General features: G+C 39.9%; 17 protein-coding genes. 10 read left to right on the forward strand and 7 right to left on the reverse strand.

The features are described 5' to 3' along the window. The first annotated feature begins 6 nt into the window (after positions 1-6). The 4 genes from bamB (at position 7) to PVK70_RS07585 (ending at position 4344) form a co-directional block, all read left to right on the forward strand. Positions 7-1164: an outer membrane protein assembly factor BamB gene (bamB, locus tag PVK70_RS07570; protein WP_130047252.1), complete on the forward strand. Its 1158-nt coding sequence runs from the start codon at positions 7-9 to the stop codon at positions 1162-1164. 181 nt (positions 1165-1345) lie between these two features. After that, positions 1346-2848 (forward strand): ribosome biogenesis GTPase Der, encoded by a 1503-nt coding sequence (der, locus tag PVK70_RS07575; RefSeq protein ID WP_130047251.1) that lies wholly within the window; start codon positions 1346-1348, stop codon positions 2846-2848. Positions 2849-2925: 77 nt separating this feature from the next. Continuing rightward, a complete protein-coding gene (locus PVK70_RS07580; protein ID WP_130047250.1) occupies positions 2926-3804 on the forward strand; it encodes an alanyl-tRNA editing protein in 879 nt (292 codons plus the stop codon). 306 nt (positions 3805-4110) lie between these two features. Continuing rightward, complete coding sequence (locus tag PVK70_RS07585; protein WP_130047249.1) at positions 4111-4344, forward strand: zinc ribbon domain-containing protein; 234 nt, start codon at positions 4111-4113, stop codon at positions 4342-4344. A gap of 12 nt (positions 4345-4356) precedes the next feature. Here the strand turns inward: PVK70_RS07585 and xseA are convergent, their stop codons facing one another. Beyond that, positions 4357-5691, reverse strand: coding sequence for an exodeoxyribonuclease VII large subunit (xseA, locus tag PVK70_RS07590; RefSeq protein WP_130047248.1), 1335 nt, complete (start codon positions 5689-5691; stop codon positions 4357-4359). Positions 5692-5900: 209 nt separating this feature from the next. Here xseA and guaB point away from each other — a divergent pair, with 209 nt between their 5' ends. From guaB to PVK70_RS07605, 3 genes are all read left to right on the forward strand, one after another. Continuing rightward, entirely contained in the window at positions 5901-7364 is a 1464-nt protein-coding gene (gene guaB / locus PVK70_RS07595; RefSeq protein WP_130047247.1) for an IMP dehydrogenase, read from the forward strand. Positions 7365-7582: 218 nt separating this feature from the next. Then, positions 7583-9136, forward strand: coding sequence for a glutamine-hydrolyzing GMP synthase (gene guaA, locus PVK70_RS07600; protein ID WP_130047246.1), 1554 nt, complete (start codon positions 7583-7585; stop codon positions 9134-9136). Between the two features lie 276 nt (positions 9137-9412). Next, complete coding sequence (locus PVK70_RS07605; protein ID WP_130047245.1) at positions 9413-10972, forward strand: AbgT family transporter; 1560 nt, start codon at positions 9413-9415, stop codon at positions 10970-10972. An 80-nt stretch (positions 10973-11052) separates the two neighbouring features. On the opposite strand, the gene PVK70_RS07610 is transcribed toward PVK70_RS07605, so the two are convergent. Genes PVK70_RS07610 through PVK70_RS07620 form a run of 3 tightly spaced genes read right to left on the reverse strand, consistent with a single transcriptional unit; the run spans position 11053 to position 13425 of the window. Continuing rightward, positions 11053-11688 carry a helix-turn-helix transcriptional regulator gene (locus tag PVK70_RS07610; protein ID WP_130044662.1) on the reverse strand — a complete coding sequence of 212 codons (636 nt, stop codon included), beginning with the start codon at positions 11686-11688 and terminating at the stop codon, positions 11053-11055. Between the two features lie 56 nt (positions 11689-11744). After that, positions 11745-13022, reverse strand: a complete 1278-nt coding sequence (locus PVK70_RS07615; RefSeq protein ID WP_130047244.1) for an L-cysteine desulfidase family protein — start codon at positions 13020-13022, stop codon at positions 11745-11747. A gap of 22 nt (positions 13023-13044) precedes the next feature. Continuing rightward, positions 13045-13425, reverse strand: coding sequence for a Rid family detoxifying hydrolase (locus PVK70_RS07620; protein ID WP_130044664.1), 381 nt, complete (start codon positions 13423-13425; stop codon positions 13045-13047). 293 nt (positions 13426-13718) lie between these two features. Between PVK70_RS07620 and PVK70_RS07625 the strand changes: the two genes are divergently transcribed. Further along, positions 13719-15023, forward strand: coding sequence for an amino acid permease (locus PVK70_RS07625; RefSeq protein WP_130047243.1), 1305 nt, complete (start codon positions 13719-13721; stop codon positions 15021-15023). A 96-nt stretch (positions 15024-15119) separates the two neighbouring features. Here PVK70_RS07625 and fghA read toward each other — a convergent pair whose 3' ends face one another. Together fghA and PVK70_RS07635 are read right to left on the reverse strand one after the other, a co-directional pair. Next, positions 15120-15962, reverse strand: coding sequence for an S-formylglutathione hydrolase (fghA, locus tag PVK70_RS07630; RefSeq protein WP_130047242.1), 843 nt, complete (start codon positions 15960-15962; stop codon positions 15120-15122). A gap of 219 nt (positions 15963-16181) precedes the next feature. Beyond that, positions 16182-17330, reverse strand: a complete 1149-nt coding sequence (locus PVK70_RS07635) for an S-(hydroxymethyl)glutathione dehydrogenase/class III alcohol dehydrogenase (protein WP_130047241.1) — start codon at positions 17328-17330, stop codon at positions 16182-16184. Between the two features lie 189 nt (positions 17331-17519). Here PVK70_RS07635 and PVK70_RS07640 point away from each other — a divergent pair, with 189 nt between their 5' ends. Both PVK70_RS07640 and tadA read left to right on the forward strand, forming a co-directional pair. Then, a complete protein-coding gene (locus PVK70_RS07640) occupies positions 17520-18392 on the forward strand; it encodes a LysR substrate-binding domain-containing protein (RefSeq protein ID WP_130044670.1) in 873 nt (290 codons plus the stop codon). Continuing rightward, a complete protein-coding gene (gene tadA, locus PVK70_RS07645) occupies positions 18393-18923 on the forward strand; it encodes a tRNA adenosine(34) deaminase TadA (protein ID WP_130044671.1) in 531 nt (176 codons plus the stop codon). A gap of 92 nt (positions 18924-19015) precedes the next feature. Here tadA and PVK70_RS07650 read toward each other — a convergent pair whose 3' ends face one another. Continuing rightward, positions 19016-19174 (reverse strand): hypothetical protein, encoded by a 159-nt coding sequence (locus PVK70_RS07650; RefSeq protein WP_165366855.1) that lies wholly within the window; start codon positions 19172-19174, stop codon positions 19016-19018. Positions 19175-19262 lie beyond the last annotated feature (88 nt).

Consider the following 19262-nt stretch of genomic DNA (forward strand, 5'->3'; position numbering starts at 1 on the left):
AACTGAATGCGTAAGGTGTTAAAAAAAGCGGCATTATGTACCTTTGGTTTCTCGATGCTTTTTGGCTGTGCGAGTGAAGAAGATACAATCGTAATGGCACCGGTTCCTGTTGTTCAAAATCAATTTGAACCAACTACGGAATGGACAAGTTCAATTGGAGATGGCGTTGGGCATTATTTTTCTCGTTTAACGCCTGTTTACGCTTATCAAAAAGTTTATGTTGCAAGTCGAGATGGTTTGGTTAAAGCGCTTGATCCTGAAAATGGTAAAACAATTTGGGAGCAAGACTTAGAGCAAGATGATACCGCTCGATTATCTGGCGGCTTAACACTGACATACGGCAAGGTCTTTATTGGTTCTGAGAATGGTGAGCTTATCACTCTTGATGCAGAGACGGGTGAAGAATTATGGCGTGAGAAAGTGGATGGTGAAGTACTTGCAAAACCATTAGCTGATGAAGGTTATGTTATTATTCATACAAGTCGTGGAGCATTGGTTGCTTTTGATGCTGAAACGGGTGTAGAACAATGGCAAATTAACAGTGAAGTGCCTAACTTAACCCTTCGTGGTGACAGTGCACCAGTGAGTATCTCAGGTGGTGTGTTTTGGGGAATGTCTAATGGTCGTTTAGCAGCTGCTTTGATCTCTAAAGGTCAGCTATTATGGCAACAACCAGTAGGTACACCAAAAGGGGCAACAGAAATTGATCGCCTCGTTGATGTTGATGCATCTCCACTTATTTTAGGTGGGCGCTTATATACCATTGGCTACAATGGTCAGTTAATCGCATTAGATCTTCGTACAGGGCAACCTGTTTGGAAGCGTAATTACTCATCAGCGATGAATATGTCATCAGATGGAAAGCGACTTTTCTTAGTGACAGAAAAAGATCATGTTGTCGCTGTTGATGCACGAAGTGGTACCGAGCTTTGGAATAATGAAGAGCTTGAATACCGCCAGTTAACATCGCCAACGATTATTGATAATTACATCGTAGTTGCTGATAGTGAAGGCTACCTACATTGGTTGGATAGAGATACCGGGTTGTTTATGTCTCAGCAAGAGATTGACAGTGACGGTATCGCAGTATCCCCAATTTTGGTGGAAGATAGCTTTGTTATTGTGACTCGCGAAGGCGATATCAAAAAAATGCGAATTAAATAAGTTTTATTTGCTATAATTGTGAATTGGCTCCAAGTCCTTTGGCTTTGGAGCCTTTTATTGTTTTTAGATAGTGAAAGATAATCCAATTTGGTGATGGCTTTACTACTTGATAAATCCGTTAAAACCATCATCAAATTGGTATTAGCTCGCGCTATGCCTATGATTAAATAAAGAGGTATGTATGATTCCTGTTGTTGCTCTGGTAGGGCGTCCAAATGTTGGTAAATCGACGCTGTTTAACCGTGTTACACGCACAAGGGATGCATTAGTTGCTGATTTTCCTGGTTTAACTCGTGATCGTAAATACGGCCGTGCTAAGTTAGAAGAGCAAGAATTCATTCTTATCGATACCGGTGGTATTGATGGAACAGAAGAAGGTGTAGAGACTAAAATGGCAGAACAGTCATTAGCTGCGATTGAAGAAGCTGATGTTGTGTTATTTATGGTTGATGGCCGTGCTGGTTTAACATCATCTGATGAAGCTATCGCAAAACACTTACGTTCACGTGAAAAACCAACCTTCTTAGTAGTAAATAAGATTGATGGTATTGATGCAGATGCAGCAAGTGCTGAATTCTGGCAGCTAGGCATGAACAAGGTTTATCAAATTGCAGCTTCACATGGCCGTGGTGTTACATCACTTTTAGAACTTGCTCTAGCTCCTTTTATGGAAGAGCTTGTTGAAGAGTCTTTGAAAGATGAAAACGGTGAGATGACTGATCTTACTGAGTTTGAAGATTTCGAAGAAGAAGAAAAAGATCTAACTGAAGAAGATGCAGAAAGAGATTTTTCTCGTCTTCAAGATCAACCAATAAAACTTGCAATTATTGGTCGTCCTAACGTAGGCAAATCAACACTAATTAACCGTATTCTTGGTGAAGAGCGTGTGGTTGTTTATGACATGCCTGGCACCACTCGTGACTCTATTTACATTCCTATGGAACGTGAAGGTCAAGAGTATGTATTAATCGATACAGCAGGCGTTCGTCGTCGTGGTCGTATTAATGAAACTGTTGAGAAATTCTCTGTAATCAAAACTCTAAAAGCAGTAGAAGACGCTAACGTTGTGCTTTTGGTTATCGATGCGCGTGAAAATATTTCAGATCAAGATCTAAGCTTACTAGGCTTTGCATTGAACGCTGGTCGTTCATTAGTTATTGCTGTGAACAAGTGGGATGGACTTGATAATGAAGTTAAAGAGAAAGTGAAATCTGAGCTAGATCGTCGTCTTGGCTTTGTTGATTTTGCTCGTCTTCACTTTATTTCAGCTCTACATGGTACTGGTGTTGGTCATTTATATGAATCTGTACAAGAAGCATATGTGTCTGCAACTAAGCGTGTAGGTACGTCTGTTCTTACCCGTATTATGAAAATGGCTCAAGAAGATCACCAACCGCCAATGGTTCGTGGTCGTCGTGTGAAATTGAAATACGCTCACGCAGGTGGTTATAACCCACCGCTTATCGTTATTCACGGTAACCAAGTAAAAGAACTACCTTCTTCTTACAAGCGTTTCTTAATGAACTATTTCCGTAAATCATTAGAAATTATGGGAACTCCTATTCGTATTCAATTCCAGAATAGTGAAAACCCATTTGAAGATCGCGGTGGTAAATTGACTCTATCTCAAGAGCGTCAACGTAAGCGTCTAGTTGGCGCTGTGAAAAACCGCAATAAGAAGTAACCTAGAGCTACTTTATTAATATTATTCAATAATAAAACGCCCACCTATTTGTTGGGCGTTTTTTTTAGGTAAAAATCATGACTCAGCTATCAGCAACAGAGATTTTATTTTGTCATAACACGTGGCAATCTAATTCCATTGTGAAACTTATTAAAGAAACAGAGCAAGGAAAGTGGGTTGTTACTAAAGAAACTCCGTTTCATCCTGTTAGCCATATTTGGCCAGATCACCCAGAAGACAAAGGTGTACTTCAAATCAACAATGTTGAATACCCTGTACTTACTTGCCAAACAGGTGCAATCGAACTGTCTACAGGTGAGCTTTATATTGGTAAAGATATTCCAATTAAACGTGGAGAAGAGGGCTGGGTTTTTGTTGTTTCGCATTTAATATCTAAAGATGCCGATATAGCAGTAGAAAATACTGTTGAGCTAAAGGTTGATAAAGAATACCAAGACTCATTGAGTCGCGGACACAGTGCTGGTCATATCGCTTATTTAGCATTAAACAAAGTGCTTCATGCTAATTATTGGCGTAAAGATGCAGATAGAAAAGATGAACTGGGTCATTACAATTTCAATAGCTACGCTCAAGAAACCAGCTTTGTTACAGAAGATCATTGCGAAGATGTATACCGTTTAGGTAAAACATTACGTAAGCGAGGATTGAATAGTGCAGAGATGATGTCGGATCTTGAGAGTATTGCAGCGCAAGTGAATCAGCAGATTAGTGTGTGGCTTGCCTTAGAAAATGAAGTTTCTATTGAGTGTGAAGGTAAAGCGTTAACTGATTCACGTTACTGGATAGCAGACTTTGGTATAGATGGTGTTGCTAAGCTTCCTTGTGGTGGAACGCATGTCTCTTCTTTTAAAGAATATCAAGAGATTAACGTTCAGCTTAACGCACAAGGTGAGCAAGAATTATTAATGTTAACTCGCTCTACTAAGCGAGTATAAAGTCGAAATTACATGAGATGTAACTCTTCTTCTGTATTTGGTATTATTTCCATGTTTTCGACTGAAATAGAAAGGTTAATACTGATTGATGTGCTGGATCTTCTGTTTTGAATGAACTGTTTTGATATTTTATAGCGTTTAAAATTGAAAAACAGGATATGTAACTAATGCTTTCGGGGTGTGGTTATATAAATGTTCTTAAAGGGCATGATCGCTGATCAGATCCCTATAAGCATAAAGATCCACACTTTTAAATGCGTACAGAGACACTGTGTTTATTTGAAATTGATTAAGAAGGAAACAGCGATGCAAACAAACGAATGTCCTAAATGCCAGTCTGAATTGCGTTGGCAGCGAGAAGGATATCATTGTGATTTTTGTCAGGTTGATTTTACAAAAGTAGCTTATTGTCCAGATTGCAATAAGGAGATGGAAAAGCTTAATGCGTGTGGTGCAGCAAGCTATTTTTGTCATGATTGCAATGAGTTGAAATCTAAGTCTCGTGCAAAAACTAACTTTGTAGAGATGAGATCTAACTAGCCTAAGTTCAGGCTAGTTAATTATTGTTGAGGTAATTTCGCCATCAGCAAAACGAGTGGTTATGCTTTCACCAGTCACAACTTGTTTTGTTGAAGTGACAACCGCTCCTTTGTTATTACGAGTAATGGAATAGCCGCGTTGTAATGTCGCTAATGGACTAACGGTATCGAGCTTCTCTGCTGCTAATGCTAAGTGATGACGCTGCATTAATAGATTTCTGTCCATTGAATCGAGTAAACGGCGCTTTAGTTCCTCTATTCGTAATTTATCTTGAGATACTTTTTTGGCAGGAGATAGATTACTTAAGCGTAAAGTTAGGTTCTCAACCTTATATTGGTGACGTTGCAAACGTTGCTGCATATACGCCATCAAACGTTGATTCAAATCATCAAGCTTTTGGCTTTGATTGTTTAACTGCATTTGTGGGTGCTGTTTTTCAAGACGATGCTGAAGAGTTGATAGTTGACGCTGCTGTTTTGATAAATAGCGATCCATTGCACTGTTTAATCGTCGTTTCTGATGACTAACCGTTTGCAGTTGAGAAGACAAATCACGACTTACTAATTCAGCCGCAGCAGAAGGTGTTGGCGCTCGCACATCTGCGACAAAATCGGCAATGGTTACGTCGATCTCATGCCCAACCGCACTCACTATTGGGATCTCACTTGCCGCAATGGTTCTTGCCACGATCTCTTCATTGAAGCACCAAAGATCTTCCAATGAGCCTCCGCCTCGACCCACGATCAAAATATCACACTCATTACGAGTATTAGCACGTCCAATCGCTTGTGCAATTTGAATTGCTGCACCAGCACCTTGAACCATGGTTGGGTAAATGACTACGGGTAGGTTAGGATCACGTCGTTTCAATACGTTTAAAATATCAAATAAAGCAGCGCCTGTTTGCGAGGTAATGATACCGACACGTTTTGGCTGTTCTGGTAAAGGCTGTTTAGCCGTTTGTGCAAAGAGGCCCTCTGCAGCAAGTGACATTTTAAGCTGGTCAAACTCTTGTTGAAGGCGGCCATCGCCTTCGGGCTGCATACTTTCAATAATTAATTGATAGTCGCCGCGGGGTTCGTATAAAGAAAGGCGAGCTTTAACAAGAACTTGTTTACCGTTTTGAGGCTTAAAAGTAACCCGACGATTATTGCCTTTGAACATCGCACATTTGACTTGTGCTTGGCTGTCTTTAAGCGTGAGATACCAATGCCCAGAGACGGGAACAGTAAGGTTTGAGATTTCCCCAACAAGCCAAACAATGCCCATTTCATTTTCTAATAATAGGCGAACTTCAGAGTTAAGACGTGAGACTGTAAAGATGCGAGGATTAGAATCGAGAGACATGATAATGCCTTAGACATGGCTATAGGAATTAGCGGCAATATAATACATAGCAAGGGGGATAATGCAAATTAAAAATAAATAAATGTGTAGCCAAGCGATTGCGCCGTGCGTATAATCCGTCTGCAATATCAAATCCAAAACACTTTATTATGCGAAACGATAAAGTGGGATTTATTCCTTTAAACACTTATTGTTGTGAGATATTGCAAATGCTACGAATCGCAAAAGAAGCTTTAACCTTCGATGACGTTTTACTCGTCCCAGCACACTCCACAGTTCTTCCTAACACCGCTGATCTTCGCACTCAGTTAACGAAGACTATCTCTCTAAATATCCCTATGATTTCAGCATCAATGGATACAGTGACAGAAGCGCGCCTTGCTATTGCATTAGCGCAAGAGGGTGGCATCGGTTTTATCCACAAGAACATGTCTATTGAACAGCAAGCTGAACAAGTTCGCTTAGTAAAAATCTTTGAGGCAGGCGTTGTATCTGCTCCAGTAACCGTTCGTCCTGACGCAACTATCCAAGATGTGAAAGATCTGACTGAAAAGCACGGTTTTGCTGGCTTCCCTGTAGTAACTGAAACTAACGAACTTGTTGGTATCATTACTGGTCGTGATGTTCGTTTTGTAACAGACCTATCTAAGAAAGTTGACGTTGTTATGACGCCAAAGGCACGCTTAGCTTCTGTTAAAGAAGGTGCAACTCGTGAAGAAGTTCAAGAGAAAATGCATGAAGCGCGTGTTGAAAAAGTATTGGTAGTGAACGATGAGTTCCAACTAACCGGTATGATTACAGCAAAAGATTTCCACAAAGCAGAACGTAAACCAAATGCATGTAAAGACGAACGTGGTCGTCTACGTGTAGGTGCTGCTGTTGGCGCCGGCGCTGGCAATGAAGAGCGTGTTGCTGCTCTTGTTGAAGCGGGCGTTGATGTTCTACTTATCGATTCATCTCACGGTCATTCAGAAGGCGTCTTACAACGTATTCGTGAAACTCGTGCATCTTTCCCAGACCTACAAATTATTGGTGGTAACGTTGCTACTGGTGCGGGCGCTAAAGCATTAATCGATGCTGGTGTAAGTGCTGTAAAAGTAGGCATCGGCCCAGGTTCAATCTGTACTACTCGTATCGTTACGGGTGTGGGTGTTCCTCAAATTACGGCTATTTCAGATGCAGCAGAAGTTGCAACGGCTCACGATATTCCAGTCATTGCAGATGGCGGCATCCGTTACTCTGGTGATATCTGTAAAGCGATTGCAGCTGGTGCATCATGTGTAATGGTTGGTTCAATGTTTGCGGGTACAGAAGAAGCACCGGGTGAAGTGATTCTTTATCAAGGTCGTTCATACAAATCTTACCGTGGCATGGGCTCTCTTGGTGCGATGTCTCAAGGTTCTTCAGACCGTTACTTCCAATCTGATAATGCAGCGGACAAGCTTGTGCCTGAAGGTATCGAAGGTCGTATCGCATACAAAGGTCGTCTAAAAGAGATCGTTCACCAACAAATGGGTGGTTTACGTTCAAGCATGGGCCTAACAGGTTCAGCAACAATTGAAGACATGCGTACTAAAGCTGAATTTGTTCGTATTTCAGGTGCAGGGATGAAAGAGTCTCACGTACATGATGTTCAGATCACGAAAGAAGCACCTAATTATCGTTTGGGTTAAAAGAAGCGCCTAGGCTAATTTTTCTTAATTTTCTTTGCAGAATCTTCCGATTTCGTTGTCAAAGGTGCTCATTTACACTTGTAAACTCCGTGCCTTTTTCTAGAACTCGAATGATTCTGCTGTGAAATATAAAGAAAAAACTTTGTACCAAATTCAATTTTAAGCGTGTGGTTTTATAGTGAAACCACACTAAATAAATGACTTTTTGAGAAAGACTAATGACGACTAATATCCACGATCAACGCATTCTTATTTTAGATTTTGGTTCTCAATACACGCAGCTTGTTGCGCGTCGTATCCGTGAGATTGGTGTTTACTGTGAGCTTTGGAGCTGGGATGTAGAAGAATCTGACATCCGTGATTTTAACCCAGATGGCATCATCTTATCTGGTGGTCCTGAAAGTGTTACTGAAGCAAATTCTCCTCGTGCTCCTCAATATGTATTTGATTCTGGTGTTCCTGTATTTGGTGTGTGTTACGGCATGCAAACAATGGCAGAACAACTTGGCGGTAAAGTAGCAACGTCTACTGAGCGTGAATTTGGTTATGCTGCGGTACAAGTAACAGGTGAATCAGCGCTGTTTAAAGATCTTGAAGCAACTCAAGATGTTTGGATGAGCCACGGTGATAAAGTTGTTGAAATCCCATCTGATTTCGTAAAAATTGCAGAGACAGAAACTTGTCCTTACGCAGCAATGGCGAACGAAGAGAAAAAATACTACGGTGTTCAATTCCACCCAGAAGTAACTCATACTAAAAACGGTCTAAAAATGCTTGAGAACTTTGTTCTTAATGTATGTGGCTGTGAAGGTCTGTGGACTTCAGCATCAATCATTGAAGATGCCGTTGCTCGAATTAAAGAGCAAGTAGGCGATGATGAAGTGATTCTTGGTTTATCTGGTGGTGTAGATTCATCAGTAGTCGCTATGCTTGCTCACCGTGCAATCGGTGACAAACTAACGTGCGTATTTGTTGATAATGGTCTACTTCGTTTAAATGAAGCAGAGCAGGTAATGGAAATGTTCGGTAACAAGTTTGGTCTTAAGATCATTCATGTTGAAGCTGAAAAGCGTTTCCTAGATGCACTTGAAGGTGAATCAGATCCTGAAGCGAAACGTAAGATCATTGGTCACGTATTTGTAGATATCTTCGATGAAGAGTCGAAGAAACTATCAAATGCAAAATGGTTAGCTCAAGGCACTATCTACCCAGATGTTATCGAATCAGCAGCATCGAAAACAGGTAAAGCACACGTTATCAAATCTCACCACAATGTTGGTGGTCTTCCTGATGACATGGAGATGGGTCTTGTTGAGCCATTACGTGAGCTATTTAAAGATGAAGTGCGTAAGATTGGCCTAGAATTAGGTCTTCCATATAACATGCTTTATCGTCACCCGTTCCCTGGACCAGGTTTAGGTGTTCGTGTTCTTGGTGAGATTAAGAAAGAGTACTGTGACTTATTGCGTCGTGCTGATGCTATCTTCATTGAAGAGCTGCACAATGCGGATCTTTACCACAAAGTATCTCAAGCGTTCACGGTATTCTTACCAGTACGCTCTGTAGGTGTAATGGGTGATGGTCGTAAATACGATTGGGTTGTGTCTCTACGAGCAGTAGAAACTATCGACTTTATGACAGCGCATTGGGCACATTTACCATACGATTTCTTAGGTAAAGTATCTAACCGCATTATCAATGAAGTAAGTGGCATTTCTCGTGTTGTTTACGATATTTCTGGTAAGCCACCAGCAACAATCGAATGGGAATAATCTCTGATTCAATGAATCTGATTTAATTTAAGAAAGCGCCGGAAGGCGCTTTTTTTGTTTCAGTTGTAAAGTATAATAATTTATATTGTTAGTTATATGTTTCAATGAAAACTTATCTTACAAAATATATGTTTGCACTTCTAAATTATTCAACTAAATGCTCTATTTCTTTCTTAAGTGGTTTACACTGTTTCAGCAAAAGAAAAGTTAAGAGAAGTCACATAATTTCCAAATTCTTTTCTGAAAATACAACATTAATAATAGATGGAGTTACGGATGAGTAACCAAGCAGCAGAGAAAGCATCTAAGCCAAGTGGTATGGATCGTTTTCTAAATACAATCGAACGAGTAGGTAACAAGATCCCAGATCCTGCACTACTGTTTTTCTGGGGCCTTTTAATTGTTTGGGGTCTTTCAGCGCTATTATCACAAGTACAATTTGACTTGATTCATCCTGTTACTCAAGATGCAGTTCAAGTGAAAAACCTTTTAACTGGTGATTCTTTAGCAAACTTTTTAGCAACAATGGTGAAAAACTTCACCGGTTTTGCTCCACTAGGTATCGTATTAGTAGCGATGCTAGGTGTTGGTGTTGCTGACTCTTCAGGCTTTATTCAAACTGGCCTAAAGAAAATGCTTAACTTCACTCCAGCGAAACTATTAACGCCAATGCTTATTCTTGTTGCTATCGTGTCACACACAGCAGCAGATGCAGGTTACGTTTTAGTTATCCCACTAGGTGGTATCATTTTCCACGCGGCAGGTCGTCACCCATTAGCGGGTATCGCAGCTGCATTTGCGGGTGTATCTGGTGGTTTCTCTGCAAACTTTATCCCATCGGGAATCGATCCATTACTGGCTGGCTTTACACAAACAGCAGCACAAGTACTCGATACGACTTACATTGTTAACCCATTAGCAAACATTTACTTTACAGGCCTTTCTTCAATTCTAATTGTTGCGATTGGTTGGTATGTAACTGATAAAATTATCGAACCACGTTTAGCAAATACTCCTGTTGATGAAGATGCAGAAACAGCACCGGATTTAGGCTCTTTTACAGAGATTGAATCGAAAGCATTTAAGTTCGCTGGTTGGGCAATGGTTGCTGGTATCGCACTGTTAATTGCACTTATTTATCCTGAAGATTCAGCACTGCGTTCTCCTGATGGCCAAATTACGTCATTCTCAGCGCCTTTAATGCAGTCAATTGTACCGCTTATTTTCATTCTGTTTATTATTCCAGGTATCGTTTATGGACGTGTATCAGGTACATTTAAAAGCAGTAATGATGTAATTAAAGCAATGTCAGAAACGATGGGCACGATGGGGGCATACATGGTTATGTCATTCTTCTGTGCACAATTCTTAGTTGCTTTCAGTCAATCAAACATCGGTACAATTTTAGCAATGTACGGTGCTGATTTCTTAAAAGCATTAGATCTTCCTGGTCAATTAACGATTATTGGTATGATCTTACTAACGGCATTCGTTAACTTGCTTATCGGTTCGGCATCAGCGAAATGGGCTCTAATTGGTCCTGTATTAGTTCCAATGTTAATGGGTGTTGGTATCTCTCCTGAGCTTTCTCAAGCGGCATACCGTGTAGGTGATTCTGTTTCAAACATCATCTCACCATTAATGGTATTCTTCCCGTTAGTTGTGGTTTACTGCCAACGCTATGTTAAATCAACGGGTATCGGTACATTGGCTTCTCTAATGATGCCTTTCTCTATCGCAATGCTAATTGGTTGGACAATCTTCTTACTAGCATACTGGGCTCTAGGTATTCCACTAGGTATCCAAGCGCCATACACATATAACCTTCCTGGTTAATTTGTATTAGTAAAAATAAAAGCCCTGAGAATGGTAAGTTCTCAGGGCTTTTTTATGAAAGTGAAGAAGAGGAGGGGAGATTACTTAAATTTTCTTAGATAACGATACACAGAGTCTTTCGACACATTAAGAATATTGGCGGTGATCTGAGTAGCGTCTTTGATATTGAATGCACCTTGGTGGTGTAAACGTTCAACAATGGTTCTGACTCTTCGAGAGACGGCTATACTTTCATCTTCTAACACTTCACTCTGTATTCTTGAAATCGAATCCGTTAGCATTTCTATACTGTCCTTTGCAAAGGTTTCTGGTGACGCTGCTAACTGAGCTGATTGTGGAAATAAATCCATAAAAAAGCTGTTCATTGGTACATCAAGATTTGAGTTAATGCAAAGTAAAGCAATAGGTATACCTGCCTCATTTCGAATCATCGAAGTAACAGAACGCATTAATTCGCCTTTATCTGTTCGTGTGAAATAAGGGGTTGATACATCAGAACCCGCTTTTAACTTTTCTAATGCTAAGTTGGTTATAGGCGCGCCAATACCACGGCCCGTGACATGCCCATTAGCAATTTTAATGATTGATGGATTGTCTGAATCTAAAGAGTGCAATACGACTTCGACATGTTTTCCAAACATAGCAGCAATGCCATCAACGATACTAAAGGTTGATTGAAGAATTAGCTTATCGGCGGTAGATAGTTTATGTAGCATAGATACTCTTATGTTAGTGGAAAGTGATGTCACTAGCTAATAGTGACATCTTTTCATTATGATGCCATTATTTCAATGATTTCATGGTCAATATTCGGCATGCCTGTTGTTATCATTCTACCTATATTTTTAATGGTTTTTTCTACATCTTCTGCGATAACACCTTGCTTTGTTACACAATGGTCATTCAAAGCAAGAAGAGATGATTTCATGGCTGATTGAGCACTACTGCCGACTTTCATTGCACAGGTTGATTTCGCTCCATCACAGATCATTCCACTCGTATCACTAATGGTATTTTGAATCGCAGAGCAAGATTGTTCGAATGTCCCACCAGCTAAATAAACCATTGCCATAGCGGCGGCGGCTGAGGTTACAGCATTGCCACAAAATGCCGATAGTGGTGGGTAATGAGATTTAATGTAAATAGCACCAAGATGACTCATGATAAAGGCTCTTGCTAATGCTTCGTCATCGGCATTATAAAAATCAGCCATTTTTACCACAGGGATTGTTGCTGCGATACCTTGGTTACCACTGCCATAATTAGACATCGCCGGTAAGGTCGCACCGCCCATTCGTGCATCAGATGCTGCTGAGGTATAAATTAAAATATCACTATCTAAACTTTTTGATAGCAAGCCAGTTTCAATATTTTTTTGATAGGTACGGCCAACTTCTAAGCCGTATGGATTCTTTAATCCTTCTTGAGCGAGTGCAATATTGAGTTCTTTAGCTTTAAGAATAAATTTAATGTCATCAAATTCAGCCTGAGTAGCGAAGTTATAAATTGATGATATTGTGATATCTACGCCATCACAAATAGAAGCCGTAGAAGCTTTTGGTAATAAAGAATCAAGGGAAAAAATGATATTACCATTTAGACGTTTTTCAACAATGAGCGTATGACCTCCGCTGATCGTTACTTCTGCTCGCTGTTGTGAGCTTTTAACGATAACGCGACAATAGATAAATTCATCTGTGGCTTCTCGTTTTACTTGAACGTGTCCTGCATCAATCAGCTGCTGAGCTTCGTTGAGTTGAGATTCGTTTAATTTTGCTAGTACTTCCAACCCGGCTTCTGGATCTCCGCCAGTAGCTCCTGTAGCTGCAGCAATGGCAAGACCAACTCTACCTGTTCTTGGAACAAAAACACCCATACTATTTTTATACAAATTATCAGAGACAAAAACATCAATAGTTTCTGGTTTTTCTCCAAGCATCTGTGTTGCTACGCTTGTCGCATAGGCTGCACAAATAGGTTCAGTACACCCAAGGGCTGGTTTCACAACATTTTTTAAAATAGTGATGTATTGTTTCCAGGTAGAGTTCATTTTGTTCGCCTTTATCTAATTATTATTTTTGATGCGCAATTGCTTCTACTTCAACTAATACGCCAAGCGGAAGATCTTTTACCGCAAAGCAAGAGCGTGCAGGGCAGTCGGTATGAAAAACGGTTTTATATACTTCATTAAATGCAGCGAAATCAGTGATGTTAGCAAGGTAGCAGGTTGTTTTTAATACCGTATTTACATCGCCATTTGCTGCTTCGATTACTGAAATTAAGTTTTTAAGAGACATTTCAGATTGAGCAGCAATTCCCCCTTCAACAACTGAGCCTGTTGAACCATCTACCGGTAATTGACCCGATGTAAAAATAAGCCCATTAAATGCGGTGCCGTGAGAGTAAGGACCGATTGCTTCTGGTGCTGATTTTGCCACGATAATTTGCTTCATATGTATTGTCCTTTTTTTTGCAACTATTTTTGATTTTAAGTTTTAGTTTAAAATATGCAAAAATAATTGCATTTAGTTTGTGTGAGTTGAATTTATGCTTATTTGTAAGGGATTGCAATGACTTTGTAGTAAATTTTTGTTTGTTTTACGAACTGAGATCTCGCTATAATTTCAAATAAAATTGCATTGTTATTTTTAGATTAGAGAGTAAATTCTTCAAAAGTTGCAAGTTGGCGGCAATTTGTCGCTTTAAAATTATAAGAATAGTGATCCCTACAAAGATGGAGTTTTATATGAACACAGCTACATTAGCAGGACTTGGTCGTGATCAAAGTAATATGACTGATTCTGAATGGAAAAAAGCCACTAAATTTGACAGCACTGATATTGGTTGGATAGTGATTAGTATTGGTATGGCTATTGGTGCGGGTATTGTTTTTCTACCTGTTCAAGTAGGTATTATGGGACTTTGGGTTTTCCTTCTATCTTCAATTATTGGCTATCCAGCCATGTATTTGTTTCAAAAACTTTTTATTAATACTCTTGCCGAAGCAAAAACATGTACAGATTATCCAGGTGTCATTACTGGTTATTTAGGTAAGAACTGGGGAGTGGCCTTAGGTGTCCTTTATTTCATTATGTTGGTTATTTGGGTATTGGTTTACTCATTAGCGGTAACCAATGACAGTTCTTCATACTTACACTCGTTTGGTGTAACGGAAGGGCATTTAAATGACAATGTTTTTTATGGTTTAGGGCTGATCTGTGTTCTTGCTTTTATTGGCTCTAAAGGTGAGAAAGTACTATTTAAACTATCTGGCTTTATGGCTGTAACGGTACTTTCATTAGTTGCAGTTATGGGTTTATTACTGGTTTCTCGTTGGGATTTTTCTAATATCCCAGCAATGGGATCGTTTGGTCCAATGTTAAAAGATGCGATTATTACGCTTCCATTTACCCTAACGTCTATTCTTTTTATTCAATCTCTTAGCCCTATGGTTATCTCGTATCGTTCACGTGAGAAATCAATTGAAGTTGCGCGTTATAAATCATTAAGAGCGATGAATATTGCTTTTGCTATCTTATTTGTTGTTGTGTTCTTTTTTGCAGTGTCATTTACCTTTGCAATAAGTCAAGAACAAGCGGTTGAAGCAATGAATAAAAACATCTCTGCATTAGCGATTATTGCTCATTACTTCCCAGGAAGTTGGGCAACGGTTACCGGCATTGTGATTAATATTTTTGCTGTCGTAACTTCATTCTTTGGTGTGTTTATGGCATTTCAAGAAGCGTGTCGTGGTATTGCAATGAACTTATTGTTAAGACGTATGGATGAGTCTGTAATTAATAAAGAGTTAGTAAATAAACTCATTACGGTGTTTATTATTTTGCTTGCGTGGTCTGCTGTTGCGTTAAATGCGCCTATCTTATCTTTTACTTCGATTTGTAGCCCTGTTTTTGGTCTAGTAGGTTGTTTAATTCCAGCTTACCTTGTGCATAAAGTGCCAACACTTCATAAGTACAAAGGCTTATCTACTAATCTAATTATTGTTACAGGTATTCTTCTTTGTATCTCTCCAGTGTTAGCGTTTATCTAATTATAGAAAATTAATATATAGACATAAAAAATCCCAGAGGAAGGAGAACCTACTCTGGGATTTTTCTATTTATACTTTGCTTATTTTAAATCAGTATTATTTATTTAAATAAGCAGCATGAAACTCTAAATGCTCATCAATAAAAGTAGAAATGAAGAAGTAGCTGTGGTCGTAACCTGGTTGCATTCTTACTTCTACATCGGCACCAGATTGCTCTGCTGAAGAAAGTAGGTATTCCGGTTTTAACTGTTCTTCCAAAAAGCCGTCCGCTTCACCTTGGTCAACTAAGATCGGAAGTTTTGAGTCTTTTTTAAGAAGTTCAGCACTGTCGTATTCTAACCAAGCTTCTTTATTATCACCTAGGTATAAACCTAACGCTTTTTGTCCCCAAGGGCAGTTAATTGGACTAGCAATAGGACTAAATGCAGAAATTGATTGGTACATATCTTGGTTTTTTAAACCGATAGTAATAGCACCATGACCACCCATACTGTGACCAGAAATCGATTTTTTATCTGATACCGGAAAGTGTTCTTCGATTAATGATGGTAGCTCTTTTGTCACATAGTCATACATATGATAATGACGGTTCCAAGGAGCTTGAGTTGCATTTAAGTAGAACCCAGCACCTAGACCAAAATCGTATGCGCCTTCTGCATCATCAGCAACGTCTTCACCACGAGGGCTTGTATCCATAGCAACAATCGCAATGCCTAATTCAGCCGCTTTTTTGAATGCGCCCGCTTTTTGCATGAAATTTTCATCGGTGCAGGTCAAGCCTGATAACCAGTATAAAACAGGAACTGGGTTTGTCTCAGAAGCGTTTGCAGGAAGAAAAATAGCAAATCGCATATCGCAATTTAATGCTGATGATGTATGTGTGTATTGTTTGTGCCAACCACCGGCAACTTTTGCTTGGCTGATATTTTCGATTGTCATGATGAGCCCTTTTATATTTTGATTCATATCAGCGAGATCACTGTATTGAATAGAAATCTACTGGTTGATTTTGAAGTGCTTTAAAATAAAGAATGGAGCATTCAGTAATGCTTATCTATAAATTACGCTACCCACGCAGATAAACATACCGTCTTTATATAAAGCACTTAGAGATCAAAAGTAGAATAGGGGCTAGAGTATCTACCCCCTCACTTTTACTTATTTATCCATATGTAGAACAGTACGGATAGATTTACCTTCGTGCATTAGATCGAACGCCGCGTTTACATCCGCAAGACCCATAGTGTGAGTGATGAAATCATCAAGAGCGAACTCACCTTGCATGTAACGGTCAACGATACCTGGAAGCTCAGTACGGCCTTTAACGCCACCGAATGCAGAGCCACGCCATACACGACCAGTCACAAGTTGGAATGGACGAGTTGAGATCTCTTGGCCAGCACCAGCAACACCGATGATGATTGATTCACCCCAACCTTTGTGACAACACTCAAGAGCAGCACGCATAACGTTTACGTTACCGATACACTCAAAAGAGTAATCCACGCCGCCGTCAGTCATTTCAACAATCACTTCTTGAATTGGCTTATCGAAGGTTGTTGGGTTGATGCAATCAGTCGCGCCTAATTTTTTAGCTAGCTCGTATTTGCTTTCGTTCAAGTCAACACCGATGATGCGACTTGCACCCGCCATTTTAGCGCCGATGATAGCTGAAAGACCGATACCACCTAGGCCGAATACAGCAACCGTGTCGCCTTTTTCAACTTTAGCCGTGTTAAGAACCGCACCCATACCAGTCGTTACGCCACAACCTAGAAGACACACCTCTTCAAGAGGGGCATCTTTAGATACTTTCGCTAAAGAGATTTCAGGAAGTACTGTGTATTCAGAGAACGTAGAGCAACCCATGTAATGGAAAATAGTTTCACCGTTAATAGAGAAACGACTTGTTCCATCAGGCATAAGGCCTTGACCTTGAGTTTCACGAACCGCCTGACAAAGGTTAGTTTTGCCAGATTTACAGAATTTACACTCACCACATTCAGCAGTGTAAAGAGGGATAACGTGGTCACCGACTTCAAGACCCGTTACGCCTTCACCCACCATTTCAACAATACCGCCACCTTCGTGACCTAAGATTGAAGGGAAGATACCTTCTGGATCATCACCAGATAGAGTGAATAAGTCAGTGTGACATACACCAGTAGCAACGATGCGAACTAAAACTTCGCCTGCTTTAGGAAGTTGAACATCCACTTCTTCCATTTTAAGAGGTTCGCCAGCAGCCCAAGCTACCATTGCTTTAGATTTGATGTGAGTTTGACCAGGTTTAATATCAAGAGCCATTGGATTTTCCTTATTGGGATAATGTAATCGACGACATATATGCAAGTTTCATTTTAAGCATAGTGCTATTTTTTGTTTGTGCTCGTCGTCTTGTTGGGTGCCATTATAAGTATTTCGCATCAATTGATAATACGGTAGAATAGTAAATAATTTTTACGAATATGTAATAATACTAGTGGGGAATTGCCTGTGATTGATTGGGAAGGGGTAACTGAGTTTGTTGCCGTTGCTGAAGCGCAAAGCTTTACCGGAGCGGCCAGAGCTCTTGATACATCAGTGGCTCAAATTAGCCGTAAAGTTGCTGCGTTAGAAGATCGTTTATCAATTAAGTTATTGATCAGAACAACGCGAAAGGTGTCGGTAACTGAAGCAGGACAAACTTATTATCAGCATTGTCGTCATTTAGTTGAAGGATTAAAACAAGCAGATAGAGCGATCACTGAGCTTAATGCAACACCTCAAGGACGCTTAAAAATCACATCGTCGGTGACGTATGGTGAGCAGTTAATTGCGCCATTGCTTAGTGATTTTATGCTGATGTACCCACAGCTTGAGCTTGAACTTGTTTTATCAAATCAGACATTAGATTTGGTTGAGCAAGATTTTGACCTGGCGATTCGATTAGGCCGTTTAACCGATTCAACTATGATGGCAAAGCGCTTATCAAGTCGACAGGTTAGAGTGTGCGCTTCTCCTAGTTATATTGAAAAACATGGTGAGCCTCATACCTTATCTGAATTATCTCAGCATAACTGTTTGATTGGTAGTTTGCCTATTTGGCGTTTTATTGAAAAGAAAAAAGAAAAAAGCGTAAGAGTGAAAGGGTCTGTTCATTGTAATAGCGGTGCAGCCTTAACTAATGCAGCGTTAAAAGGCTTAGGTATCGTTCAATTGCCTGATTTTTATGTTCAGGAATCAATGGATAAAGGTGAGTTGGTTGAAATACTCGTACCTTATCGTGAGCCAAAAGAGGGGATTTGGGCGGTGTATCCAAATAACCGACATCTTTCCACTAAGGTTCGTTTATTGGTTGAATTTTTAGCCCAAGAGTTAGCTGAATAGATGAGTGTTGAAAAAGAAAATAAAGATGCGAACTTCTATATGCAGCGAGCAATAGAACTGGCCGCAATTGCTGAAGAGGAAGGTGAAGTTCCTGTTGGTGCTGTGATTGTCTTAGATGGTGAAATCATAGGTGAGGGGTGGAACCGTTCAATTGGTTCTCATGATGCAACGGCACATGCCGAGATGATGGCGATTAAACAAGCGGGAAGTAAAATTGAAAACTATCGCTTAGTTGATGCGACGTTATACGTTACGTTAGAACCATGTCCTATGTGTGCTGGTGCGATTGTGCATAGTCGTATTAAGCGTGTTATTTTTGGTGCATCAGATATGAAAACAGGCGCATCTGGCAGTGTGATTAATTTATTTACGTCAGCAACCGCATTTCATTTTGTAGAGTGTGCTTCTGGAGTGATGGAAGAAGAGTGTAGAGCACAGCTACAAGCTTTTTTTAAACGCAGACGTAAAGAGAAAAAAGAAGAGCGAAAGTTACAGCGGGAAGCTGAATTGAAAAATCAGATGATGGAATAATCTAGAAGATAAAGTAAATGTAAGAGAGGGCAAATTGAATTATCGCAATTTGCCTTTTTACTGTGTGCGCATAAAAAACGCTTGCCTAAAGATTATCGACAAGAGAACGGTTCACCTTCATCAAACAGTGACATAGCATAAGTTCGTTGACGATGAAGCACTTTCTTGTGGTTATTTAACAGCTTACGTCGACGTTGAGTACTGCCTTTTAGTGAGGTACTTGGTTTAAGTTTTCTTCTATTAGAGAGCATAGGCTCCCCCTTAATTTAACGAATAAAAATTAAAGTACGTTTAATACCAATTCCAGTAATTATCTGATCATTATTACTGGTTAAATCA

The sequence above is a fragment of the Aliivibrio sp. A6 genome, assembly GCF_028765505.1.
Lineage (GTDB): Bacteria > Pseudomonadota > Gammaproteobacteria > Enterobacterales > Vibrionaceae > Aliivibrio > Aliivibrio finisterrensis_A.